Source organism: Flavobacterium sp. TS_SC_5 (assembly GCF_056156265.1).
In genome coordinates, this window is the sequence record NZ_CM149588.1 from 1952234 (window position 1) to 1976692 (window position 24459).

Consider the following 24459-nt stretch of genomic DNA (forward strand, 5'->3'; position numbering starts at 1 on the left):
AAATGTTGAAGATTTACAATCGAACAGCCCACAAATCGAATATTCTAATACTCTGTCAGATTCCTTGCGGGAAATAAAGGGGTTTTAGAAGTCAAAATATTTGGCTAAAATAGAAACGGTATACCTGAAAAACTACATTTCATTTATACTGTCTATGTTTGATGTTAGATAAAACATATAAGTCAAGTGATGAAATTCCTTACTCTCTTTCCTTATTTCAGCGTTTTAAAGTCTGTATTTCCGAAATATAATTCCAATAAAAAACCCTTAAACAATTGCTGTTTAAGGGCTTGCTTTGGTAGCGAGACCGAGATTTGAACTCGGGACCTCAGGGTTATGAATCCTGCGCTCTAACCAACTGAGCTATCTCGCCATGATTGAGGGTATATAATCCTCCCTCAATGCGGGTGCAAATATAAAAATAATATTAGAGCATGCAAGCATATTTTTAATAAAAAAAAATATTTTTCAAAACACTTTTTTTATGTAGTTATATTCTATATATTTCCGAAAAATTAAATGTAGCTCATGGATCAAAAAGTACGTTACGAAATCGAATTTCCCATCAATTCTTCTCCTCAATTGTTGTATCAATACATATCGACACCGTCAGGTTTATCTGAGTGGTTTGCCGATAATGTCAATTCTCGTGGTGAATTTTTTACTTTTATTTGGAATGACTCCGAGGAAAAAGCTAGGCTCGCCTCTAAGAAAACAGGCGAAAAAGTGAAATTTAAGTGGGTAGACGAGAATAGTAAAGACACCGAGTACTTTTTTGAATTACATATTTTAGTTGATGAACTCACTAAAGATGTCTCTTTAATGGTCGTAGACTTTGCCGATAAGAATGAGATTGAGGAAGCCACATTATTGTGGGAAAACCAAATCTCTGACTTGAAACATCTAATTGGATCTGTATAGTAAAATCATATTTTATAACTTATATTTGCCCTGAATAAAATTTAGGGCTTTTTTTATGATTAATTTTAATGGAACTATAGTATCTGAGGATACCAATGTATTGACTCATAATCGTGCTTTTTTATATGGAGACGGAGTTTTTGAAACAGTTAAAATAATAAACAATAAAATTCTTTTTCTGGAAGATCATTATTTCAGACTAATGTCTTCCATGCGTGTAGTCCGAATGGAAATCCCCATGAATTTTACAATGGAATACCTAGAGGAGCAAATTCTTTCTTTGGTTAATAAATGCGCATTAGATAAATCCTCAAGGGCCCGAATTACAGTTTACAGAAACGATGGCGGTTATTATTTGCCACAAAGTAATACGGTCTCTTTTTTAATTCATGCTGTAGCACTCAAAAACACCATGTATTCATTCGAAAAAAAAGAATATGAAGTAGATTTATACAAAGACTTCTATATCACAAAACAATTGCTGTCGTCTATTAAAACGACTAATAAAATCATCAATATAACAGGAAGTATTTTTGCGAGTGAAAATGGCTTAGACAATTGTTTATTGCTAAATGACAGCAAGAATGTGGTTGAAGTATTACAAGGAAATATCTTCATGCTATTGGGCAATAAATTGATTACTCCGCCAGTTTCTGAAGGATGCTTAAACGGTGTTATGAGAAAGCAAATTTTAAGTTTAGCTAAAAAAATAGAAAATTTAGAGGTCGTTGAAGAAGTAATTTCTCCGTTTGACCTTCAAAAAGCAGATGAGTTATTTGTGACCAATGTTATCAAAGGAATTCAGCCAATAACCCAGTATCGTAAAAAAACTTTTGCGACGGATATATCCGTTCAACTATTGGAGAAGCTTAACGAAATGATAAGTAGTACTTAGTTTAAGTAGGGGTTTTCCGGAGCATTAGACCATATTAGGTATTCTCCGCCCAACTCCATGATTTGCTCTTTCCAGAAATGAGTTGCTGATTTACCAATTATTTTGTTTTCATAGCTATTGGCAGTAATAATCCAAGAATGACTTTTCATTTCACTTTCTAGTTGATTTTCGTGCCAACCAGTGTATCCTAAAAAGAATCGGATATTGTCTTTGCTTATTTCTCCTTTATTGATGAGTTCTTTGGCAGATTCAAAATCACCACCCCAATAAATTCCATTGGAAATCTCAATGCTATTGGGAATCAGGTCTGGAATATTATGAATAAAATAAAGGTTGTCTTGTTCCACCGGGCCTCCGTTATAGATCTTAAATCGAGCATCTACGTCCGGAATCAAATCATGGATGGTGTACTTCAATGGTTTATTGATAATAAAACCAACGGATCCCTCTTCGTTATAGTCAGCTAATAAAATTACCGATCTATTGAATGACAAATCCCCAATTATCGTAGGCTCTGCAATAAGCAAATATCCTTTTTTTAATTTATCTGTAATCATTGGATTGGATTTTTTATTAAATTTAAGTTTTTTATTATAATAGTGCCAAATAAAATCGTTGAAACGTATAAAAAAACCTTCCAGATGGAAGGTTTTGATTATATAAGGGGGACTAAATTAGTTTACAGCACCTTCTAATTCTGCACCTGCCTTAAATTTCACTACATTTTTAGCAGCGATTTGGATAGTTTTTCCTGTTTGAGGATTTCTACCGTCTCTAGCAGCTCTAGCAGAAACAGACCATGATCCGAAACCTACTAAAGATACTCTTCCACCTTTTTTCAAAGTACCTCCTACGTTTCCTAAAAATGACTCTAAAGCTAATTTTGCAGCAGCTTTTGTAATTCCTGCATCAGCAGCGATAGCATCGATTAATTCTGATTTGTTCATAATAAATAGTTATTAATTGTGGTTAAAAAAAATTGTTAATACACAAATTTAGTAGGAAATACGTTCCTTGCAAGTGTTTTATGTTAATTTAGTTTATTTTGTTGATAACTTATTTTTTTTGTTGATAAATCAATGATAATTTCTGATTAAAGTTAAGAAACACCCGTAATTGTTGGCGTTAATGGACTTTTGCCTCCGCTGAAAAAGCAATCCCATTCAATAATTCTGGTGTGCTCATTTTCTTTTTACCTGGAAACTGCAAATTAAGTATTTGTATGAAACCCTTTTTTACCGCAATTTTCATTTCTTTTTTGGTACAAATTAAACTTCCAATCGGCTGACTGTGCTCCTCAGAAATTATTTTGGCTTCGTATATTTTGACATTCCATTCTTCATTCTTGTCTTGAAAGAAACACCAAGCTGATGGATAAGGACTCAAACCTCGAATCAGATTGTTTATCTCTTGAGCTGATTTTGTCCAGTCAATTTTGCAGTTCTCTTTGTTGAGTTTATAAGCTGTTTTGATATCGGCAGTGTCTTTTTGAATAATTGTCGACACATTTCCTTTTTCAATCATTTCCAAAGTGTCAATAACAGTCTTGCTTCCTAATTCCATTAATCGGTCATGTAATTGTCCCGCATTTTCGGTTGCATCAATTGCAATTTCCGAACTTAAAATCATCGCTCCAGTATCAATTTTATCATCGATAAAAAAAGTGGTGACGCCCGTTTTAGTTTCTCCATTGATTATTGCCCAATTTATCGGTGCGGCTCCGCGATAATTCGGCAGGAGTGAAGCATGAAGATTAAAAGTTCCTAAAGATGGCATTTCCCAAACAACTTTTGGTAACATTCTAAACGCAACTACAATTTGTAAATTAGCATTAAGCGCTTTTAATTCAGCTAAAAAAGTCTCATCTTTTAAGTTTAAAGGCTGTAATAAAGTAAGATCATGAGCTAGCGCGTATTCCTTTACTGCAGAATACTTTAATTTTTGTCCGCGGCCTGCAGGTTTATCTGCGGCAGTGATGATACCTACAACCTCATAGTTGTTTTTGATTATTGTGTCTAATATTCCTACTGCAAATTCGGGCGTACCCATAAAAACAATTCGTAATTTTTCCATTATGATCGTATAGTATATTTGTTATTTGGTTTAACTAAAATTGTGTTGTTTTCTAATAAATCCTGAAGTACGCCAATAACTTCGTCCGCACTATTTTTAGTTTTGTTTTGAATGTCTCTCGAATTTAGATCTTCGTCTTGTAATAAAGCAATTATTGCTGTAGAAAGCAGCGATACATCTTTCTTCTTTATTTTCTTGGTAATGCAAAACGAACAAATGCCGCAATCTATGGTTGTTTTTTCTCCAAAATAATTTAGAATCAACTTATTTTTGCAAACTTTTTTCTCACTGATGTACTGAATTACAGATTGAAGCTGCTCTTTTTTTAATTGATTTTGATTCTCTAAATGTTTCGAAACCCGATTGATGGTTCTGTCATCTTCCCGAACTTCATTGAAAATTAATGTGGCGTCATTATTTTTCGAATGATAATCTATAATTTCTTTTTCTTTTAATTTCTGTAAAACAGCCTGGATTTCAGTTTCCTTATGATTTGATTTTTTGGCAATCAGCTGCAGGTTGAAAGCAGTTTGCATCTCGTAAATTCCCGGATACGTGCGCAAAATGGCTAAAATAATTTCCTCGTCGTTTGGATTTAAACTCATATACCGAATCACTTCTTTGGAGGAAATCATGAATTGCAGCGTAATTTTTTCTGAAAATTCTTGGGACAGACTAATGATTCCTTGTCGGTCCAGGAATTGCATGGCATTGTACGTTTTCAAGGTTGGGAATTCATATTTTAAACAAAAATGTTGCAAATTGAATGTGAATTGTTCGTTGATTCCCTCTCCGTAAGCGATTTGGAAATAGTTGCATAGCTTTACATACATCAGATTCAAAAACTTTTTATCGGGAAGAATATTGATAAATTGGCTTTGAGCCTGAATTACATCAGAAGGGCTGGTCAATAAAACGGCAAAGGCTCTTTCTCCATTTCGTCCCGCACGTCCGGCTTCCTGATAATAATTTTCCATGTTTTCCGGAAGCTGAATGTGAATGACCGTCTTTACATTGGCTTTGTCAATTCCCATTCCAAACGCATTAGTAGCCACAATAACCTGTACTTCTTCGTTCATCCAGGATTGCATGTTTTTGTCTTTTTCTTTGGACGAAAGTCCGCCGTGATAATACGTAGCTTTAAATCCTAAGGAATTTAACTGTGAGGAAATATCAAGACACGATTTTCTGTTTCGCACATATATTATGGAAGGTTGTGGGTTTTTCTTTAGAATTTGTTCTATTCTAAAAAGTTTATCCTCGACCTCAAAAATCATGTAAGCAATATTTTCTCTGGCAAATGATTTTTCGAAAACTTGTGGTTTGTGTAATCCCAACTCATTGATGATGTCATCTTTTACTCTTGGCGTAGCAGTAGCTGTCAAGGCTAAAAATGGCACTGTTGGAAAATGTTTTTTTAATTCCGAAATTTTTAAATAAGCAGGTCGGAAATCATGTCCCCATTGTGAGACGCAGTGCGCTTCATCTATGGTGATTAAATTGATGGGGAGATTTTTTATTCGTTCCAAAATCCAGTCGGATTGAAGACGTTCAGGCGATAAATATAGAAATTTGTAATTTCCGAATTGGCAATTGTCAAGCAAGTCAATCATTTCCTCGGATCGAATTCCGCCTGTCAATGCGATGGCTTTGATGTTTAGCTTTTGCAAATTGGCGACTTGATCTTTCATCAACGCTACCAATGGCGAGACGACGAGGCAAATGCCTTTGTTCATCATAGCCGGAATTTGGAAACAAACTGATTTTCCGCCACCGGTTGGCATCAATGCAAAGGTGTCATGACCGCTTAAAACGGAATCGATGATTTCCTTTTGCAGCGACCTGAATTTGTCGTGCTTCCAATATTTTTGAAGAATAGCAACTGCTTCTTGCATAAAGTATAGATTTCATTTCATTGAAAAACAGTCTAAAGCTTAAATCTTAAACCTGCAGACTATTTAGAAATTTCATCTAAGATAAAAAGAATTCTGTTATCCATCGTGTCTTTTGGGACTTCTATAAGTTCATAACCGTAACTTTGATAGGTTTCCGTAAGATGATTGTATATGAGTTTAGCTTGTTCGAAGTTTTCATAACGTTCGTGATCGCTAATATAAATTTCTTCCCAAGGCGGAAGAATAAAGATTTTTGAGTACGTATGTTCGCGGCAAGCGGCATCAAAAGTAGCAGGGTAACTATCGCCAATGTAGTGCATGTAGGCCAAAACATCCGGAATTCCTCTGTCGATAAATACAACTTCATGCGGCTCTTTTGAAGCATTTTGAAATTGTTTCTTTCTTCCTTCAAGAAGTAATTCGCTGAATAACAAAGGTTTTTCAAGGAATAATTGCTCGATTCCTTGTTTTTTTGCTTCCAAAGTCACCTCCCGAGAAATTTCGGGATAACAACAATGTCCTTTAGCGACCAATCCGTCGATAATAGTGGTTTTACCTGTTCCTGGACCGCCAATGATAACTATGATTTCTTTTTGCACTTTTAAAAAATAAGGGGCAAATTTACTTAAACTTATCGGGATTTGAAAAAATCATTACGGTTAAAATGCGATTAGACAAAAAATCATAATTCAAAATTCATAATTTACGTTCTAAACCGTATATTTGCCTTTATTTTTAAATAGAAAATGGATAAGAAGACTGAAGAATTTTATGATAGATTAAAAGTGGAGTTGGACATGAGCAATACTTGGCCAGCAGAATACTTATTTAAATTTATTGTACCAACAGAAAGTGATAATATAGAACGAGTGCAGTTGGCATTTGACTGTATGGGAGCAGTTATCAAAACTACAAAATCCAAAACAGGAAAATTTACCAGCATATCTGTTGACGTTACTATGAAAGATTCACAAGAAATAGTAGATAAATACCTGGAAGTTTCTACAATAGAAGGTATTATTTCCCTTTAATTACAAAATAAAATTTTTGATTTGCTGCGTTCGAATGGTTCTAATTTTCGGAAAAAGCATTGGAATCAAAACAGATACATTCGAATATGAATTCAAAATATATTAAAGAAAACTCGAATGATGTCGTGCATCATTTGGAATATAATGCGGAGAGATCGCATTTGATTATTCCGGAATACGGCCGTCATTTGCAGAAATTGATTGATCAGGCAACTAAAATTGAAGATGATGTAGAACGCAACAAAGCGGCAAAATACATTATTCAAGTGATGGGAAGTTTGAATCCACATTTGCGTGATGTTCCTGATTTTCAGCACAAGTTGTGGGATCAGCTTTTTATTATGTCTAATTTTAAATTAGTGGCTGATTCACCGTATCCAATTCCTTCGCGTGAAGTGTTACAACTAAAACCGGATGTTTTAAAATACCCACAAAATTTTCCAAAATACAGATTTTATGGCAATAACATCAAATATATGATTGATGTGGCCAATAAATGGGAAGATGGCGAAATGAAAAGTGCTCTAGTGAAAGTTATTGCCAATCACATGAAAAAATCATACTTGAGTTGGAATAAAGACACGGTAAAAGATGATGTGATTTTCGAACATTTATACGAACTGTCCGATGGAAAATTGAATTTAATTCAAAGTACAGAGGAATTATTAAACACCACAGATTTATTGCGAACCAATAAACGCGTTTCCAATAAAATTTTGCCAGTTGGCCAACCAAAAATTCTTAGCAATAAGAATATAAAAACGGGAAAACCAAATCCAGTGCACAAAAACCAAAACAGAAAACCTTTGTAAGTCCGTTATCAATTAGGAGTTCTCAGTTATGAATTTTAGTAACTTTTAACTCGTCAATTTGTAACTTATATCTAATAATTTATAACTCATAACTGTAAAAAATGGGAATTTTCAAAATAGAAGGAGGCATTAGTCTAAAAGGAGAAATCACGCCACAGGGAGCTAAAAATGAAGCACTACAAATTTTATGTGCCGTTCTTTTAACACCCGAAAAAGTGATGATCAATAATATTCCAGATATTATCGACATCAATAAACTAATTACACTTTTAGGGAATTTAGGAGTAAAAATTCAAAAAACAGGATCAGGATCGTATACTTTTCAAGCTGATGAGGTGAACATTCAATATTTAGAAACCGAAGCATTCAAGAAAGAAGGTGGTTCCCTGAGAGGTTCTATCATGATTGTTGGACCACTATTGGCACGATTTGGAAAAGGATATATCCCCAAACCAGGCGGTGATAAAATTGGACGCAGAAGATTGGATACTCACTTTGAAGGATTCATCAATCTGGGCGCTAAATTCCGTTACAACAGAGAGGATCATTTTTATGGCGTAGAAGCACCAAAAGGATTGAAAGGTGCCGATATGTTATTGGACGAAGCATCTGTAACTGGGACTGCTAATATTGTTATGGCTGCCGTTTTGGCCAAAGGGAAAACAACAGTTTATAATGCTGCTTGTGAGCCTTACTTGCAACAATTGTGTAAGATGTTGAACTGCATGGGGGCTAAAATAACAGGAGTTGGCTCTAACTTATTGACTATTGAAGGGGTTGAAAGTTTAGGGGGTTGCGAGCATAGAATTCTTCCTGATATGATTGAAATTGGGAGCTGGATTGGTTTGGCTGCAATGACAAAATCAGAGATTACAATAAAAGATGTGAGCTGGGACAACCTTGGATTAATCCCCAACACATTTAGAAAACTTGGAATTACTCTGGAACGTCGCGGAGACGATATTTACATTCCTGCTCACGTTGATGGATATGAAGTTAAAACAGATATTGACGGTTCTATTCTTACAATTGCTGATGCACCTTGGCCTGGATTTACTCCGGATTTATTAAGTATTGTTTTAGTAGTTGCCACTCAAGCAAAAGGTGATGTTTTGATTCACCAAAAAATGTTTGAAAGCAGATTGTTTTTTGTCGATAAACTGATTGACATGGGAGCAAAAATCATGCTGTGTGATCCACACCGTGCAGTTGTTATGGGACATGATTTCAAATCACAACTCAAAGCAACCACAATGTCATCACCGGATATTCGTGCGGGAATCTCCTTATTGATTGCTGCGCTTTCTGCAAAAGGAACGAGTACAATTCAAAATATTGAACAAATTGACAGAGGATACGAACGTATTGATGAACGATTGAGAGCAATTGGAGCTAATATTGTACGCGCGTAAATAACATAAATTATATAAAATATCGTTTAAGTAAACCAGAAAGAATTTGAATCTAAAATTCAATTCGGTTTACTTAAACGATTTTACTTTTACTTCAACCTATAAATAAAATACATGTCAAGCGAACAAACAGCAATCAAGGCGACTTATTTTAGTATTATAGGAAACACTTGTCTGGCAATTATTAAAGGTTTAGCCGGTTTTTTTGGAAATTCGTATGCACTAATTGCAGACGCAATTGAATCAACCGCCGATATTTTTGCTTCTTTTTTGGTGTTATTTGGAATCAAATATTCAAACAGGCCGGCGGATAAGAACCATCCTTACGGACACGGCAGGGCAGAGCCATTGATCACTTTTTTAGTTGTAGGTTTTTTGATTACTTCGGCGACGATCATTGCTTATGAAAGTATCGTTAATATTAGAACGCCTCATCAATTGCCAAAACCGTGGACATTAATCGTTCTGGCTGCAATCATTATTTGGAAAGAATATTCTTTTCGAATCGTAATGAAAAGAAGCATTCAAACAAATAGTTCGTCACTTAGAGCCGATGCCTGGCACCATCGCAGCGATGCAATTACATCTGTGGCTGCATTTCTTGGGATTTCGATTGCTTTGATTTTAGGAAATGGTTATGAATCTGCTGATGATTGGGCAGCACTTTTTGCTTCGGGATTTATTCTGTATAACAGTTACCTTATTTTTAGACCCGCTTTGGGCGAAATAATGGACGAGCATTTATACGATGATTTGATAGAACAAATCAGAATAATTTCAATTCAGGTGGATGGAATTATTGATACCGAGAAATGTTTCATTCGAAAAGCCGGTATGCAATATCACGTAGATTTGCATGCTACTGTTGATTCAAATATTACCGTGAAAGAAGGACACGATCTCGCTCATAAACTAAAAGATACCTTGCGGGAAGAAATTCCGGAATTGGGACATGTGTTGATTCATGTGGAACCGAATGACTAGATTTTTATCCAATACAATTAAAAAAGGCACCGAAATTATTTTCTGGTGCCTTTTTTAATTCGTTATACTTTTGTCATATCGAGCGCAGACGAGATGCGGTAATATTTTCCGACTGTACTGCAACTAACAAATAGATTCTTTTTTTACTCCAATATATTCAAAAACGTTAGCCCAAAAACCACGCCGTCACCTTGAAAACCATTTTGGTAGGAACGCACATAATCGACACGGAGCATTTTAAATTTACCAAAACCTAAATTGTCCAGCCCAACAGTGACTTCAGTGTAAGGTTTGTTATTCGGCGTAGACAGCGCATGAGCTCCCAGTATCAAAGTTGATTTTAGTTTGTTTAACAAAGGTATTTTATTCATGATATAGCCTTTGTCGTTGTATTCCGTATGCGCTTCAAAATAGCTGTCATTCGTGCTATTAGAATAATAAGGGAGCAAATTAAAAACATTTAAATAACGCGCTGTTTGTCCTATATGGGTTTGGTTTCCATTAAAATGCTTGTAATCTATAAAAGCAATATTATCTGCATTCACAAATTTTCCTGCTTTTAGATTCAACCCTAAAACTCCTTTATTTCCCAATGTTAAATCGTATGTTAATCGGGTATTGAAATGGTCAAACTCATACTTCTTTTCGTTAGCAGCAATCGCTTTTTCATAGCCTAAATAAAGAGTAGGATATTTTTCATTGCGGATGTTAAATTTCCCATCGGGCCGGGCGGAATATTTGTTTCCAAAATTGATTTTTGCCTGTAAATTCACTTTAGTTAAATGGTGTTTTTCAAATGCCGGACTGGTAAAATCATTTGGTGCCAATGGATTATTCGAAGTGTAAAAATCGTCCTTGTTAAACAAAGAAAAGTCAGTGTTATTGAATAATGGTTTGCGTTGTTGGTATTCTATTTTTCCGCCGAGGTTCACTCCGTTTGCAATATCTTGGCTGTAGCCAATTGCCGCAGATTCCAGATTGTACAACTTCATGAAATTATTCTTGAAGGCCAAGGAACTTATCGAATTTATCGCTTTGCTGATGGGTTCATTTGGGTTAAATTGCTTTACAGAACTTCCTCCTGTCATATATAAAGTGGCATAATTCTGATTGTTGAAACGGTGGATAAATTGTCCGGTGACACGCAAACGATCTTCGGCAAAACCATAATTTAGTTTTGTACTGATGGAAGTGTAAATTCCTTTATTTTCCTGATTTTTCCAATTGGTATATTTAAATCCCGAATCAAAATTATATCCTTGTACAGTATTGAAACTTAGCGAACCAACATTTAATAATCCCTCGTAACTAAAACTGTGTTTTTCGGCACTATTCTTATACGTGTAGCCCGTCAGCAGCTTTAATAATTTGAACTTGTTTTCTTTTGTATCAATTGAATCTAAGTATTTTTCTGAATTTCGGACTTTGTAAATACTGTCTTTTCTAACATAATCCGTGCTTTCTTCAAGTGTTAACGGAATGGGCCTGTTAGTATTCCAGAACACGCTGTCTTTTTTATTGGCATTTATTTCGATGCGCGTAATTTCATTTGTAAATGTTTTGGCAGCAAAAGTATCTATGAATTCATAATTGCTATAAACGTAATTGTATTTTCCGGTAAATTTTATCCCAAAAGCGCCTGCTGTAATTTCGAGACTTTGGGTATTTTTGGCCAAATTTTATTGCTATTGTTGTAGCCGAAATTTTGTTTTAAGGTCATCAAATCCAGAAATTCCTCTTTTATGCGGTAGCCTTTTATATCCAGATCAACTGCGTAAATCGCCCAGGAATCTTCCACTATATAGATGTGTCCTTCAAAAACCGGTTCGCTGTCACGCTTTGCCATCACTTTTATTTTGTTAATCATATTGGCATTCTCGTCATTAAACGTGCTTTCTAACTTGTAATTATAGTAGTTAAAAGCGTTAGTCGCTATTGGAGAAATCATTTGGACACCAAAATCGATAGTGTTATCATAGAAATCATAGAACGAAGATCGGGCAGTATTGTAGCTGTAACCATTGTTGCTGCCACTCACTTTAGACGCAGTAACGACTTCTTTTAAGTTATTGGGTTTTTCAAAGGCTATTTTTGAAAAGGTTTCCGATAAGGAAATAATCCCGGTTCCGGTAGAATCCAAAGCACCATTCAAATCACCAATTTTTTGCCCTAATATTTTTTTAGGGGCGTTTTTTAGTTTAAAAATACCGCGTGAATAAAAGTCAGCGTTGAATCGATTTGTTTTTTCGGTGTTTCGTTTTCTGTTTGCAATTGCACTTTTTATAATCGCTAACGCCGGATTGTTTTTTTTGTTGATAATTACTTCGTTTAATGAGAAACTTTCTTCGATCATTATGATATTCAACACATAAGTCAATTTATCGGTTTGTATGGCAACTTTTTGGGTTTTGAAACCTAAAAACTGAAAAACAACCGATTGTTTTCCTTTTTTATTTAAGTTGAACTCGTAATTTCCTTGTTCGTTTGAAGTGGTTCCATTATAGGTGTCTTCCTGAAAAATAGTAACAAAAGGCAAGGGATTTCCTTTTTCGTCCGAAACAGTTCCTTTTATTTGTGCATTGCTGACAAATGAAACTAAGAAAAGCAGTAGTAAGTAGTGTTTTTTCATGAAAGTTTTTTCTTTCACAAAAATAGAAGAAGTTTAAAAAGACCGTATTAATTATTTGTTAAAGATTTCGTTGAGAGGGAACTATATTTTAAAACTATAAAAAAGACTGTATTGCTAGCTCGTAACTCTTTAAACCAAAACCTACTATTACCCCTTTGGCATTTCCTGAAATATAGGATTGATGTCTGAAACTTTCACGGGAAAAAGTATTCGAAATATGGACTTCAACAACTGGAGTAGTAATGGCTTTGACAGCGTCGCCAATTCCTATGGAAGTATGCGTGTACGCTCCGGCATTTAAGATAATACCATCAAATGAAAAACCATATTCCTGAATTTTATCAATTAATTCACCTTCAATATTGCTCTGAAAATAGGAGAATTCAACAGTAGGGTATTTAATTTGTAAAGTGGTGAAATATTCTTCAAAAGTTTGGCTTCCATAAATTTCTGGTTCACGTTTTCCCAAAAGGTTGAGGTTTGGTCCGTTGATGATACTGATTTTCATACGTAGTTAATATTTGTTTTTATTTGAATATGGAATTCGCATATGACTTATCTGGTTTTTATTACATATTCGATATGCTCATTTCATAATTCCTGTTTTGGTAAAAATAAAAAAACCGTTCCAATTTATAGAACGGTTTTTAATAAATTTAATTTTATTATTTCTAGAATTTAAATCCGGCTGAAATTTGCACTACTGAATTCTTGACATCAGCATCTTTAGATGCTTCAGTAAGACCTAATACATAGCGTCCTTGTAGAAAAATGCTTTTCGTAACATTTAATGTTAAACCTCCAACAACTCCAAACTCAAAAGTTTCAGAATCGTTGATATTAACATTCTTTCTTTCGCTCAATAAAAAAGAAGCTTGCGGTCCAAGATCTAAACTGACGGTTTTATTAAAATGAAATTTTGCCAAAACAGGGATGGATAAATAACCTAGTTCCTTTTTGAATTCTGTAGCTGCATATTCATAGCTTGCTCCTTGAGTAGAATATAATAATTCAGGCTGAACAGAAAAACCGTCAGTTACTTTGATTTCGGCAATTAAACCGGCGTGATAACTGGTAATAGCTTCTTTATCATAATTACCACTATTTATTGTGATATCAGTACCAGTTTGGTTGGCATAGTTTAAACCAGCTTTTATACCAAATTTAACCAATTGTGCTTGCATGTCTACTGACGCTGCGAGTAGTACTACCGCTACTAAAATTATTTTTTTCATAATTTGTTTTTTAAATTTATTACTATTTATTGAATACTGTCTCTTACTTAAAACTGTTTTGTAGAACAATTATTGTTAGTTTTTTTATTTCTAATACCAAGAACTAATCCAAAACACTGCTAAATTACGATTTTTCTTCTTTTAGATGCAGTTTTGAATTTCAAATAAAAAATTTGAAGTTTCAAATAGTTGTAAAACAGTATTTTGTGTTTTAGTTTTAATTTTAAATTTCTCACTTTTTTTAGGAAGTTTTTTTTATAGTTATTTTTATAGTTATTTTTTAAAAGTTAGAAAAATGAATCATAAGCTTTGATAAATTCACCATTTAGTGTGAAAAATTGAGGTTTTTATTTTTAATAAATATGTTAATAATTTAAAATTGTAAGAATTATTTTAAATTTAATATAATTTATATTTTCTAAAAATAATCAATTGATAAAAAATGAAAAAAATTATCTTGTCGGCATGTATTACTTTTTTTTGTGTTTCGGGTTATGCTCAAAAAGAAGGTGATTTAGAGTTGGTTTAGATTTAGTGGTTGTTCCTACTAATGGCGGCGGAGGAGCTTTGTTCTCATTAGAGCCAAAATATAATATTAGAGAGAACATGAATGTTGGTTTACGAATAGGAATAGCAGCGATTGTTCGTGACATAAATGATTCTGGTGCCACTGATAGTGTAAAAGTGGCGGCTAATGGTTCGTATGTTGCTACTTATGATTATTATTTCAACGGTGCTGGTGCGGGTTATTGTAGTGTAGCAAATGTAGAACTCGATGATACAAATAATAACAATGATGTAAATATAGATGCAACCGGTAAAATGGGAGGATTAGTTCGTGGTGGTTTTGAGTGGGGAAAATTCAGAATGGGATTAGAATATAATTTAGTGCCTGAATCTACTTTACAAGACATCAATGGAAACAATCAAGGAACTGTAGCTAATTCATACGTAGGAATTCATTTAGGATTTTATGTAGGTGGTGGCAAATGGGGAAAATAATTGTTTCCTTTTACTATATCAAAACCACTCTTAGTAGGGGTTTTTTAATGCTTAAAAAAGAGTTACTTTGTAGCCATGAATTGGGACAGTTATATAAAGAGTTATCAATCGTATCTCAAAATTGAATGCGGTTTGTCAAAGAATACAATAGAAAACTATTCTTTTGATATCGAACGTTTACGCCTTTTTTTAGTCATAAGTGAAATCGAAGTTTCTCCAATTAAAATTAGTGAGGAAACGGTGCAACAGTTTATTTACGGTGTTTCCAAAGAAGTAAATCCTCGTTCGCAAGCTAGAATAATTTCAGGTTTGAAAAGTTTTTTCAACTATTTAATTTTTGAAGATTATCGTACGGACAATCCTTTGGAACTGATTGAAACTCCCAAAACGGGCAGGAAACTTCCGGATACTTTATCTGTCGAAGAAATTGATAATCTTATCGCAGCTATTGATTTGACTACGAATGAAGGGGAGCGCAATCGTGCGATGCTCGAAACGCTTTATGGATGTGGCTTACGGGTATCTGAATTAGTAACATTAAAAATTTCCGATTTATTCTTTGAGGAAGGTTTTATTAAGATTACCGGAAAAGGCAATAAACAACGTTTTGTACCTATAAGTGATTTGACGCAAAAATTTATTCAAATTTACCGGGATACCGTTAGAACGCACCTTACTATTCAAAAAGGATTTGAGGATACTTTGTTTTTAAACAGAAGAGGGAAGCAATTGACCAGAGCGATGATTTTTACAATTATAAAAAACTTAGCGCTTGAAATAAATCTTTACAAAACCATCAGTCCGCATACTTTGCGTCATTCTTTTGCGACACATCTTCTAGAAAATGGGGCTGATTTGCGCTCTATTCAATTGATGCTTGGACATGAATCAATAACAACAACAGAAATATATGTGCATCTTGACAGAAAGTTCCTCGCGCAAGTTGTAAATACTTTTCATCCCAGAAAATAACATTTTGTTAGTAATTTCAATTCGTACATTGTTAAGGTAAGAAAGAGTTTACGGGATAAGCTGTAAATTAAATTTCTTAAAATTCGGTTTATAAAGTCATTAAATAGGAGCGATTTTTACAGTTAATTTGTCTGTTAAATAAAAAATATAATTTAAATTGTGGTCAATTAAAATCTTATAAAAAGTAATATGGTTTTTGATTTTCCCCAAAACGGAAATTGCCAAGAGGTAAATGATTTTTACAGTAAATTATTTAATGAGATTCCAGATTTAATTTTTGAATTTGTGATTGCTCCTGACAATACCTATTTATTTCCTTTAGTGAGTAAATCGGTAACTGATTTTTTTGAGTTGTCTTCAAATCATTTTGTAGACAGTGATAAATTCCTTGTGTATGACAGGATATTTGAAGCTGATCGATTGACATTTTTTCAGTCATTGGTAGACGCAAAAAGAAATATTGCAAGATGGGATTTCGAGTTTCGGGTTTTATTACCTGAAAAGGGATTGCGTTGGCTTAAAGTCTCATCAAAACCAGAATTATGTCCTGATGGGAATATTGCTTTTTACGGAAGAATCTCGGATGTAACTGACTTGAAAGATCAGGAAATTAAGCTTAAAATTTCTGAAGAGCGTTTTAAATTTGCTCTTGAAGCTTCTACAGCTGGAGTTTGGGACTGGGATTTAACAACCAATAAAGTTTTTTATTCCTCACAATCGATGAAAATCCTCGAGCAGGAATCTTTAGATATTTTTGATAATCCTGAACGTTGGGATGAAATTGTACATCCTGATGATTTAGAAAAATATTACTCTGAAATTCAGGATCATTTTAAAAATAAAACACCTTTTTATGAAAATTACCATCGTGTTTTAACTTCAAGCGGAAATTATAAATGGATTTTAGACAGAGGAAAAGTAATTCAGCGTGATGAAGATGGTAAACCATTGCGAGTTATAGGCACGCATACTGATATTTCTTTACAAAAAGAAAAAGAATTAGAATTAGTAAAAACAATGGAATTGTTTAGTCAACAAAATAGTCGACTATTGAATTTTTCACATATTGTATCCCATAATCTAAATACGCAAGCCGGTAATATTAAATCAATTTTAGATATTATAGATTCCGAGGAGGATTTAGAGAGTAGCACAGAAATGTTATCTCATTTACGCACTGTCTCCAATGATTTAAATGAAACAATAGCTAATTTGACCCAATTAGTGCTAATACAAAGTAATTCGAACATTCCGATAAAATCATTGAACCTGAATTTATACTTGAAGAAGACTTTGGAATTGATCAAGAATTTAAAAAATTATAGTCAAGTTACTATTATGAATGATATTCCTGAAAGTATATTTATCGATTTTAATCCAGCGTACCTAGAAAGTGTTTTATTGAATTTTACAACAAATGCTATAAAATATTCTAATTCTAATAAACCTGTTGAGATAAAATATTCTTTCTCATTGGAAAATGGTAAAAAAACGTTGTCAATTTCTGATAATGGTTTAGGCATCGATTTAAAAAAATATGGAGATTCTCTTTTTGGTATGTATAAAACATTTCACAAGCACGAAGGGGCTAGAGGTTTAGGGTTGTACATTACAAAGAATCAAATAGAATCGATGAAAGGAACTGTTTCAGTCGAAAGTGAAGTAGGAGTAGGAACAACTTTTAAGATTGTTTTTAACGATAGTTTGAATGCTTAATTACGTTATTTAATGAATTAGCAAAGTTTTTTTAAGTAGATTCTTCGTTTATAATATTCCAAAAAAAAACTTCTCAGTGATGAGAAGTTTTTTTTATATGTCAGATACAATAAATTATTTAGCAATATTCACTGCTCTTGTTTCACGAATTACAGTTACTTTAACCTGTCCAGGATACGTCATTTCTGTTTGTATTTTTTGTGAAATATCGAAGGATAAGCTTGCAGCATTTTCATCCGAAACTTTTTCGCTTTCCACAATTACACGAAGTTCTCTACCAGCTTGAATTGCATAAGCATTTTTTACACCACTGAATCCGTAAGCCACTTCTTCAAGGTCTTTCAAACGTTGAATATAAGAATCTAATACTTGTCTTCTTGCTCCGGGTCTTGCTCCTGATATAGCATCACAAACCTGGATGATTGGAGATAATAATGATTTCATTTCAATCTCATCATGGTGAGCGCCAATAGCGTTACAAACCTCTTCTTTTTCACCGTATTTCTCAGCCCATTGCATTCCTAATAAAGCGTGTGGTAAATCACTTTCGGCATCTGGAACTTTACCAATATCGTGTAATAAACCAGCTCTTTTAGCCAGTTTTACGTTTAAACCAAGTTCAGCAGCCATTATTCCACAAAGCTTAGAAACTTCTCGAGAGTGTTGTAATAAGTTTTGTCCGTAAGAAGAACGGTATTTCATACGTCCAACCACTTTAATCAGTTCAGGATGTAATCCGTGTATTCCTAAATCGATAACGGTACGTTTACCAACTTCTATAATTTCATCATCAATTTGTTTTGCTGTTTTTGCAACTACTTCTTCAATACGAGCCGGGTGAATTCTTCCGTCAGTCACTAATTTATGTAATGCCAAACGTGCAATTTCTCTTCGAACAGGATCAAAACAAGAGAGGATAATCGCTTCTGGTGTGTCATCAACAATGATTTCTACTCCGGTAGCGGCTTCTAGGGCGCGGATATTTCTTCCTTCACGACCGATGATTCTACCTTTTACATCGTCAGATTCAATGTTGAATACCGAAACGCAGTTTTCTACCGCTTCCTCAGTTCCAACTCTCTGAATTGTATTGATAATAATTTTTTTAGCTTCTTGTTGTGCAGTCAATTTTGCTTCTTCGATAGTATCTTGAATATGAGACATTGCTTTGCTTTTAGCTTCTGCCTTCAATCCTTCTACTAATTGATTTTTAGCTTCTTCGGCAGATAAACCTGATATAACCTCTAATTGCTGCAATTGACTTTTATGAAGTTTCTCAACTTCCGCTTGTTTCTTGTCTAAATTCTCAATTTTTGTAGTGTATTCTATAGTTTTTGACTCAAAATCATCATTTACTTTTTTCGCTTTTGACAATTCATTTGAAATTTGAGATTCTTTATCACGAACTCTTTTTTCAATTTCAGCCACTTTTTTATCACGAGTTAAAATAACTTGTTCGTGTTCTGATTTCAGTTCAATAAATTTTTCTTTTGCTTGAAGAATTTTATCTTTTTTTATGTTTTCAGCTTCAAGATTAGCATCTTTCAAAATTGATGCTGCTTCTTTCTTTGAGTTTTTAATTAAGTTGGATATGTTGCTTTTTTCTATCAATTTTGCGATGGCAAAACCCGCTACAATACCTATAATTCCTGCAATAATAATCGTTAATATGTTGTCCATGTTTGTTAAAATTTATATATAAAAAAGCCTACATTAGAGTGATTGAATAAACTCGAAAAGACAAGTTTTGAGCTAACTCGTTGTTCAAGCTTCCAAACTGAATTGGCTTGCTTTAGTAACGATGATTTGCTCATTCTAAATTGTTAGTGTTGAGTTTACCAAATTGAACTAATGTAGGCAGTATCTTAGTTTTTGTAAAGAACGTTTATTTGTCGAGATATTGATCTAAAATAGCATTGATTTTTTTAATTCTTTCAATGGTAGCTTCTCCATCAATAGCATTATCAATTTGTTTTTGTTCCGTTTGTGAGGCAAATTGTAAGGCACACATTGCCAAAACATCTTGTTTGTCACGTACAGCGTAATTTTCTTCAAACTGCTTAATCATTTTATCAATTTTTTTCGAAGCGCTTCTAAGGCCTTCTTCCTGAGCAAAATCAACCGTTAACGGGTAAACTCTGTCTGCTATTGATATTTTAATTTTAAGCTTTTCGTCCATATCTTTTATTAATCTGATAGCTGTGCTATACAGTAATCAATTTCGCGAATTAATGAATTTATTTTAAGCTTCGTATCTCTTTTATTATCGTCACTGCCTAGTAATGTATTTGCTACTTTGAGTGTTTCATACTGCGTTTTCAGCGCTTCAATCTCTTGTGATTGAGTTTGTATTATGGATGCAGTTTTTATTAATTCGTTTTTCAAATCTTGATTATTTTTCTCTAAACCTTTCATTTTATTAAAAAGTTTTTCGACTTTATTTTCAAGAGTATCAATAATTTCTGCAATCGCACTCATTATATATCTTATTCATTACATAATCATACAAAGTTAGTATTCCTTTTTAATTTTGCAATATTTTATTATTTTTTTTGCATTAAATTAATTAAATATCAGTTGTACAAATGGTTACGAACTGTTTTTTTTAGTGATGATTTGAATACTTTTTTTATCTTAGCAAAAATGTAAACCATGAGATTTTCGCTGTATATATTATTTTTTTGCACCTCTGTTTTTGCTCAAGTTGATTATCCAAAAGATTATTTTAGATCTCCATTAGACATTCCGATGCAATTATCTGGGAATTTTGGAGAGTTAAGACCCAATCATTTCCATGCTGGTTTTGATTTGAGAACACAACAAAAAGAAGGATTAAAAGTATACGCTGTAGCCGATGGTTACGTGTCAAGAATAAAGATATCTACTTTTGGGAACGGAAAAACAATTTATATCAATCATCCTAATGGATATACTTCGGTTTATGGACATTTAAAAATGGCCAACGGTGAAATAGAAAATTACATTAAGAAAACGCACTATAAAGAACAATCGTTTGAGATCGAAATGTTTTTTAAGCCGAATGAAATGGTAGTTAAAAAAGGAGAAATCATTGCTTTTTCAGGTAATACAGGAGCCTCAGAAGGACCACATTTGCATTTTGAATTTCGGGATTCTAAAACAGAATTCATAATTAATCCGATGCTTTTTGGATTTAATAAATTTTTAAAAGATACAAAGAAACCAATTGTTTCTGGGGTTTATGTGTATCCTTTGGATTCGAAAACTACGGTTAATCATTCTAAACGTCCTTTATTACTAAATGTTTCTTTACAAAAAGACGGTACCTATTTGTCAGACAAAGTTGTCGCAAATGGTTCAATCGGTTTTGGTATTTCGGCGTATGACACTGACGATGTTTCGTTTAATAATAATGGAGTTTATAAAGTGCAGTCTTTTTATAATGGGAAACCAAATTTCGGTTATGAATTCAACACGTATTCCTTTGATGACATGCGGTACATTAATGCATTGATTGATTATTCAAGATATAAGAAAATGCAACAGCGCGTTCAGAAATTATTCATGAAAACGCCCTATAATTTAAGTTTTATTCAAGCCGATGAAAACAAAGGGGTTTTGCAAGTAACACCCAATTTAGCCTCGCTTTATCGCATTGAAGTTGCGGATTTTTTTGGAAATAAAAAAACAATATCAATTCCTATTAAGTACGATATCTTACCTACCATAATTAGCAAGGAGCCTGTGCAATCCAATTATTTCGTACGAGCGAACAAAGACAGCAATTTTGCTTTAGGCAACATGTCAGTTTTCTTTCCTTCGGGAACCTTTTACGAAGATTTTAATTTGAATTTTGATGTAAAAAATGATACGATGTTTTTGCATGATGACACGGTTCCTGCGCATACTAATTTTACGGTTTCAATTGAAGACACAGAATCTTCCGAACTGCAAAAAGAAAAAATGTTTATTGGCAGGATCGAAGGAAAAAAAATAAATTACAATCCAACCTACAGGAAAGATAATGTATTTAATACTAAGGTTAAAATCTTGGGGAAATATGCTTTGGTTTCAGATGCGGTTGCACCAAAAATAAGTATTGCCGTTCCTGTTGAAGGGAAATGGATCAGCGAGCAAAAAACCATTCAGTTCTCTATTTACGATGAATTATCAGGGATTAAATCATACAATGGCTACTTAAACGGGAAATGGATTTTATTTGAATACGATAACAAGACTAGAAAATTGACTCATTATTTCAGTGACGGAATTGCGGTTGATGGAGCCAATGATTTAAAAATTGTTGTTACGGATAATGTAGGAAATTCAACTACCTTTGAAACTCGTTTTTTTAGAAGTCAAAAAAATTAAAAATCACACACTTTGAGTGCGAATCAATTATTACCTGTATTCTTATTTGTTTTTTTGAGCCTAACTTTATCCGCTCAAACGGCTAGAATAAAAGGAGTTATTTTAGACAAAAATAATCAACCGGTAGAAAACGTCAATGTTTCTTATTCGAGTGGCGGTACGCGTACCAACGAAAATGGTTTTTACAATTTAAAAATTCCTGCAAACCAACAAGTGACACTTGTTTTTACGCATGTCTCGTTAAAAAAAATAACAGTAATTTTTTCTTTGGATTTATATGAACAAAAGGAGTTCAACCCAGTAATGAGCGATCAGGATGAACAAATGGGAGAAGTTATTGTGACCTCTAACAACCGAAAACAGATTCAGGGTATTACAGCAATTGAACCTGAGATGATTCGGAAAATTCCTGGAGCCAATGCCGGAATCGAAAACATTTTGAAAGCGTTGCCAGGCGTAAATTCTAATAATGAGTTGAGTACACAGTACGCAGTGCGTGGAGGAAATTATGACGAGAATTTGGTTTATATAAATGAAATTGAAGTCTATCGTCCGTTCCTGATTCGCTCGGGACAACAAGAAGGGCTGAGTTTTACTAATACTGATTTAGTGCAAAATGTTGATTTCTCAGCGGGAGGTTTTCAAGCGAAGTTTGGAGATAAATTATCCTCGGTTTTAGATATAACTTACAGAAAACCGGTTAAATTTGGCGCAAGCCTTGAAGCGAGTTTCCTTGGCGGAAGCGTTTCTGTTGATGCGGTTTCCAAGAATAAAAAATGGTCTGCAGTTACAGGAGTTCGATACCGCAACAACAGCCTTTTGGTGAACAGTCAAGAAACTCAAACAAATTTTACACCTTCATTTGCGGATATTCAAACCAATATAAACTATCAAGCTTCGGCTAGATGGCAATGGAGTTTTCTGGGGAATATTTCCCAAAATAAATACCAATATCAACCACTAACGAGACAAACTAATTTTGGAACCATAAATAATCCTATGGTATTGACTGTTTTTTATGAAGGTCAAGAAAAGGATAAATACGATACGTATTTTGGAGCATTGAAAACAACATTCAATGTTTCGGATAATTTTACTTTGAAATTTATCGGCTCTGTTTTTCATACTTTGGAACAAGAATATTTTGATATTTTCGCACAATATCGTCTTGGTGAAATGGATTCTAATATTGGTTCTGAAACTTTTGGAGAAGTTGCTTTTACAAGAGGAATTGGATCGCAGTTGAGTCATGCCAGAAATGATTTGGATGCTTTAATTGTAAATACGGAGATAAAAGGATTTCATGATTGGAAAGAAAACCAATTTGAATGGGGAGTAAAATATACGCAAGAATCCATTCGTGACAGAATAATAGAGTGGGAAGTAATTGATTCAGCGGGTTTTTCTTTGAATCCACCCATTATTGATTTTCGTAAAAATGATCAGCCGTATTCGCCTTACACCGGACCGCTTGTTCCGTATCAAAATATTCGAGCAACTAATTTTAACTCTATCAATAGATTTTCGGGTTATGGTCAATGGAGTTTGAAATCAAATATTGGCTCGAGTGAAGTTTGGTATAATGCCGGATTGCGTTTTAACAATTGGGAAGTTATAGGTTCTGATATATCTGGCATGTCCCAAATTACTGTTAGTCCCAGAGCTCAATTTGCTATAAAACCAGATTGGGAGAAAGATATGGTTTTTAGACTTTCTGGAGGATTGTATCATCAGCCGCCATTTTACAGGGAATTGAGAGATGTGGATGGAGTGGTACAACTTAATACCAAAGCGCAGCAATCAGTGCATGTTGTTTTTGGGAATGATTATAGTTTTAAGATGTGGGATCGTCCTTTCAAGTTGGTTTCAGAGTTGTATTACAAATCGCTGACGGATGTAAAAACGTACACGATTGACAATGTTCGCATTCGGTATGCAGCCAACAATAATGCGACCGCCTATGCGCAAGGATTAGATGTTCGCTTGAACGGCGAGTTTGTTCCCGGAACTGAATCGTGGTTTAGTTTTGGTTATTTAAAAACAGAAGAAAACAGCAATGATAAAGGATATATAGCCAGACCTACAGACCAAAGATTGAAATTTGGGCTTTTATTTCAAGACTATATGCCTAATATTCCAAGTTTAAAATTATACTTGAATTTAGTATACAATACGGGATTACCGGGAGGTTCGCCATCGTACGCAGATCCTTATTTGTACCAAAACAGATTGAATGATTACCGCCGTGTGGATGTAGGTTTCTCTAAAGTTTTTATAGATAACAAAACAGTAAGAAAGAATTCAGGTTTGTTTAAAGACTTTAAAGAGTTGGCAATAGGATTAGAAATTTTTAATCTTTTTGACAATCAAAATGCTATTACAAATACTTGGGTGCGCGATGTGTATTCTAAGAATCAATATGCAATTCCCAATTATATGACGACCAGAGTTTTTAATGTAAAATTGAGCGCTAAGTTGTAATCGTTACGAATCAGTAAAGTTTAGCTCAATTTTAATTCGTTAAAATCAAGT

21 protein-coding genes, 1 tRNA gene, 1 other RNA gene and 1 pseudogene are annotated in these 24459 nt (G+C 33.8%); 11 read left to right on the forward strand and 13 right to left on the reverse strand.

Annotated elements, in window-relative coordinates; translation table 11 throughout:
• Positions 1 to 296 precede the first annotated feature (296 nt).
• Positions 297 to 373: transfer RNA gene (locus tag AC0J6S_RS08620), tRNA-Met, on the reverse strand.
• Between the two features lie 155 nt (positions 374 to 528).
• Here AC0J6S_RS08620 and AC0J6S_RS08625 point away from each other — a divergent pair.
• On the forward strand, positions 529 to 921 hold the full coding sequence (locus AC0J6S_RS08625; protein ID WP_474953447.1) for an START-like domain-containing protein: 393 nt from the start codon (positions 529 to 531) through the stop codon (positions 919 to 921).
• Between the two features lie 55 nt (positions 922 to 976).
• Positions 977 to 1816 (forward strand): aminotransferase class IV, encoded by an 840-nt coding sequence (locus AC0J6S_RS08630; RefSeq protein WP_474953448.1) that lies wholly within the window; start codon positions 977 to 979, stop codon positions 1814 to 1816.
• Here the strand turns inward: AC0J6S_RS08630 and AC0J6S_RS08635 are convergent.
• The 5 genes from AC0J6S_RS08635 to AC0J6S_RS08655 form a co-directional block, all read right to left on the reverse strand.
• Complete coding sequence (locus AC0J6S_RS08635; protein WP_474953449.1) at positions 1813 to 2373, reverse strand: YqgE/AlgH family protein; 561 nt, start codon at positions 2371 to 2373, stop codon at positions 1813 to 1815. The two genes, AC0J6S_RS08630 and AC0J6S_RS08635, sit on opposite strands and share 4 nt — an antisense overlap.
• Before the next feature lie 117 nt (positions 2374 to 2490).
• The gene (locus tag AC0J6S_RS08640) at positions 2491 to 2763 is read right to left on the reverse strand and encodes an HU family DNA-binding protein (protein ID WP_073017033.1); all 273 of its coding nucleotides are present in this window, start codon (positions 2761 to 2763) and stop codon (positions 2491 to 2493) included.
• 178 nt (positions 2764 to 2941) lie between these two features.
• A complete protein-coding gene (gene fmt / locus AC0J6S_RS08645; protein ID WP_474953450.1) occupies positions 2942 to 3889 on the reverse strand; it encodes a methionyl-tRNA formyltransferase in 948 nt (315 codons plus the stop codon).
• A complete protein-coding gene (locus AC0J6S_RS08650) occupies positions 3889 to 5784 on the reverse strand; it encodes a RecQ family ATP-dependent DNA helicase (protein WP_474953451.1) in 1896 nt (631 codons plus the stop codon). The genes fmt and AC0J6S_RS08650 overlap by 1 nt, the downstream gene beginning before the upstream one ends.
• Before the next feature lie 59 nt (positions 5785 to 5843).
• Complete coding sequence (locus tag AC0J6S_RS08655) at positions 5844 to 6383, reverse strand: AAA family ATPase (protein ID WP_091171620.1); 540 nt, start codon at positions 6381 to 6383, stop codon at positions 5844 to 5846.
• 147 nt (positions 6384 to 6530) lie between these two features.
• Between AC0J6S_RS08655 and AC0J6S_RS08660 the strand changes: the two genes are divergently transcribed.
• The 4 genes from AC0J6S_RS08660 to AC0J6S_RS08675 all read left to right on the forward strand — a co-directional run bounded on the left by AC0J6S_RS08660 (position 6531) and on the right by AC0J6S_RS08675 (position 10023).
• Positions 6531 to 6815, forward strand: a complete 285-nt coding sequence (locus AC0J6S_RS08660) for a DUF493 family protein (RefSeq protein WP_474953452.1) — start codon at positions 6531 to 6533, stop codon at positions 6813 to 6815.
• A gap of 86 nt (positions 6816 to 6901) precedes the next feature.
• Positions 6902 to 7627, forward strand: a complete 726-nt coding sequence (locus tag AC0J6S_RS08665; RefSeq protein ID WP_474953453.1) for a DUF4290 domain-containing protein — start codon at positions 6902 to 6904, stop codon at positions 7625 to 7627.
• Positions 7628 to 7728: 101 nt separating this feature from the next.
• Entirely contained in the window at positions 7729 to 9039 is a 1311-nt protein-coding gene (gene murA, locus AC0J6S_RS08670; RefSeq protein WP_474953454.1) for a UDP-N-acetylglucosamine 1-carboxyvinyltransferase, read from the forward strand.
• A gap of 114 nt (positions 9040 to 9153) precedes the next feature.
• Positions 9154 to 10023 carry a cation diffusion facilitator family transporter gene (locus tag AC0J6S_RS08675; protein WP_474953455.1) on the forward strand — a complete coding sequence of 290 codons (870 nt, stop codon included), beginning with the start codon at positions 9154 to 9156 and terminating at the stop codon, positions 10021 to 10023.
• A 143-nt stretch (positions 10024 to 10166) separates the two neighbouring features.
• On the opposite strand, the pseudogene AC0J6S_RS08680 reads toward AC0J6S_RS08675, so the two are convergent.
• The 3 genes and pseudogenes from AC0J6S_RS08680 to AC0J6S_RS08690 all read right to left on the reverse strand — a co-directional run bounded on the left by AC0J6S_RS08680 (position 10167) and on the right by AC0J6S_RS08690 (position 13887).
• Positions 10167 to 12652: pseudogene (locus AC0J6S_RS08680) on the reverse strand (DUF5686 and carboxypeptidase regulatory-like domain-containing protein).
• Positions 12653 to 12746: 94 nt separating this feature from the next.
• Complete coding sequence (gene aroQ, locus AC0J6S_RS08685; RefSeq protein WP_474953456.1) at positions 12747 to 13160, reverse strand: type II 3-dehydroquinate dehydratase; 414 nt, start codon at positions 13158 to 13160, stop codon at positions 12747 to 12749.
• Between the two features lie 163 nt (positions 13161 to 13323).
• On the reverse strand, positions 13324 to 13887 hold the full coding sequence (locus AC0J6S_RS08690; protein ID WP_474953457.1) for a porin family protein: 564 nt from the start codon (positions 13885 to 13887) through the stop codon (positions 13324 to 13326).
• 534 nt (positions 13888 to 14421) lie between these two features.
• On the opposite strand from AC0J6S_RS08690, the gene AC0J6S_RS08695 reads away from it, so the two are divergent.
• The 3 genes from AC0J6S_RS08695 to AC0J6S_RS08705 all read left to right on the forward strand — a co-directional run bounded on the left by AC0J6S_RS08695 (position 14422) and on the right by AC0J6S_RS08705 (position 17577).
• Positions 14422 to 14889 (forward strand): hypothetical protein, encoded by a 468-nt coding sequence (locus AC0J6S_RS08695; RefSeq protein WP_474953458.1) that lies wholly within the window; start codon positions 14422 to 14424, stop codon positions 14887 to 14889.
• Between the two features lie 75 nt (positions 14890 to 14964).
• Positions 14965 to 15861, forward strand: coding sequence for a site-specific tyrosine recombinase XerD (gene xerD / locus AC0J6S_RS08700; RefSeq protein WP_474953459.1), 897 nt, complete (start codon positions 14965 to 14967; stop codon positions 15859 to 15861).
• Positions 15862 to 16050: 189 nt separating this feature from the next.
• Positions 16051 to 17577 (forward strand): sensor histidine kinase, encoded by a 1527-nt coding sequence (locus AC0J6S_RS08705; RefSeq protein ID WP_474953460.1) that lies wholly within the window; start codon positions 16051 to 16053, stop codon positions 17575 to 17577.
• A gap of 114 nt (positions 17578 to 17691) precedes the next feature.
• Here AC0J6S_RS08705 and rny read toward each other — a convergent pair whose 3' ends face one another.
• The 4 genes from rny to AC0J6S_RS08725 form a co-directional block, all read right to left on the reverse strand.
• Positions 17692 to 19257: a ribonuclease Y gene (gene rny, locus AC0J6S_RS08710; RefSeq protein ID WP_474953461.1), complete on the reverse strand. Its 1566-nt coding sequence runs from the start codon at positions 19255 to 19257 to the stop codon at positions 17692 to 17694.
• Between the two features lie 48 nt (positions 19258 to 19305).
• Positions 19306 to 19412, reverse strand: a non-coding RNA gene (gene ssrS, locus AC0J6S_RS08715) — 6S RNA.
• Between the two features lie 50 nt (positions 19413 to 19462).
• Entirely contained in the window at positions 19463 to 19756 is a 294-nt protein-coding gene (locus tag AC0J6S_RS08720; RefSeq protein ID WP_113637896.1) for a cell division protein ZapA, read from the reverse strand.
• Between the two features lie 8 nt (positions 19757 to 19764).
• On the reverse strand, positions 19765 to 20055 hold the full coding sequence (locus AC0J6S_RS08725; RefSeq protein WP_474953462.1) for a hypothetical protein: 291 nt from the start codon (positions 20053 to 20055) through the stop codon (positions 19765 to 19767).
• A gap of 174 nt (positions 20056 to 20229) precedes the next feature.
• On the opposite strand from AC0J6S_RS08725, the gene AC0J6S_RS08730 reads away from it, so the two are divergent.
• Both AC0J6S_RS08730 and AC0J6S_RS08735 read left to right on the forward strand, forming a co-directional pair.
• On the forward strand, positions 20230 to 21927 hold the full coding sequence (locus AC0J6S_RS08730) for a M23 family metallopeptidase (protein WP_474953463.1): 1698 nt from the start codon (positions 20230 to 20232) through the stop codon (positions 21925 to 21927).
• Between the two features lie 12 nt (positions 21928 to 21939).
• Entirely contained in the window at positions 21940 to 24408 is a 2469-nt protein-coding gene (locus AC0J6S_RS08735) for a TonB-dependent receptor (RefSeq protein WP_474953464.1), read from the forward strand.
• Positions 24409 to 24459 lie beyond the last annotated feature (51 nt).

What these genes read in the sequence shown, in the direction of transcription:
- murA (WP_474953454.1), top strand. Translation starts at nt 7,729, where the DNA reads ATGGGAATTTTCAAAATAGAAGGAGGCATTAGTCTAAAAGGAGAAATC.
- AC0J6S_RS08630 (WP_474953448.1), top strand. Translation starts at nt 977, where the DNA reads ATGATTAATTTTAATGGAACTATAGTATCTGAGGATACCAATGTATTG.
- AC0J6S_RS08625 (WP_474953447.1), top strand. Translation starts at nt 529, where the DNA reads ATGGATCAAAAAGTACGTTACGAAATCGAATTTCCCATCAATTCTTCT.
- aroQ (WP_474953456.1), bottom strand. Translation starts at nt 13,160, where the DNA reads ATGAAAATCAGTATCATCAACGGACCAAACCTCAACCTTTTGGGAAAA.
- AC0J6S_RS08665 (WP_474953453.1), top strand. Translation starts at nt 6,902, where the DNA reads ATGAATTCAAAATATATTAAAGAAAACTCGAATGATGTCGTGCATCAT.
- AC0J6S_RS08640 (WP_073017033.1), bottom strand. Translation starts at nt 2,763, where the DNA reads ATGAACAAATCAGAATTAATCGATGCTATCGCTGCTGATGCAGGAATT.
- AC0J6S_RS08730 (WP_474953463.1), top strand. Translation starts at nt 20,230, where the DNA reads ATGAGATTTTCGCTGTATATATTATTTTTTTGCACCTCTGTTTTTGCT.
- AC0J6S_RS08675 (WP_474953455.1), top strand. Translation starts at nt 9,154, where the DNA reads ATGTCAAGCGAACAAACAGCAATCAAGGCGACTTATTTTAGTATTATA.
- AC0J6S_RS08690 (WP_474953457.1), bottom strand. Translation starts at nt 13,887, where the DNA reads ATGAAAAAAATAATTTTAGTAGCGGTAGTACTACTCGCAGCGTCAGTA.
- AC0J6S_RS08660 (WP_474953452.1), top strand. Translation starts at nt 6,531, where the DNA reads ATGGATAAGAAGACTGAAGAATTTTATGATAGATTAAAAGTGGAGTTG.
- AC0J6S_RS08705 (WP_474953460.1), top strand. Translation starts at nt 16,051, where the DNA reads ATGGTTTTTGATTTTCCCCAAAACGGAAATTGCCAAGAGGTAAATGAT.
- fmt (WP_474953450.1), bottom strand. Translation starts at nt 3,889, where the DNA reads ATGGAAAAATTACGAATTGTTTTTATGGGTACGCCCGAATTTGCAGTA.
- xerD (WP_474953459.1), top strand. Translation starts at nt 14,965, where the DNA reads ATGAATTGGGACAGTTATATAAAGAGTTATCAATCGTATCTCAAAATT.
- AC0J6S_RS08650 (WP_474953451.1), bottom strand. Translation starts at nt 5,784, where the DNA reads ATGCAAGAAGCAGTTGCTATTCTTCAAAAATATTGGAAGCACGACAAA.
- rny (WP_474953461.1), bottom strand. Translation starts at nt 19,257, where the DNA reads ATGGACAACATATTAACGATTATTATTGCAGGAATTATAGGTATTGTA.
- AC0J6S_RS08635 (WP_474953449.1), bottom strand. Translation starts at nt 2,373, where the DNA reads ATGATTACAGATAAATTAAAAAAAGGATATTTGCTTATTGCAGAGCCT.
- AC0J6S_RS08720 (WP_113637896.1), bottom strand. Translation starts at nt 19,756, where the DNA reads ATGGACGAAAAGCTTAAAATTAAAATATCAATAGCAGACAGAGTTTAC.
- AC0J6S_RS08725 (WP_474953462.1), bottom strand. Translation starts at nt 20,055, where the DNA reads ATGAGTGCGATTGCAGAAATTATTGATACTCTTGAAAATAAAGTCGAA.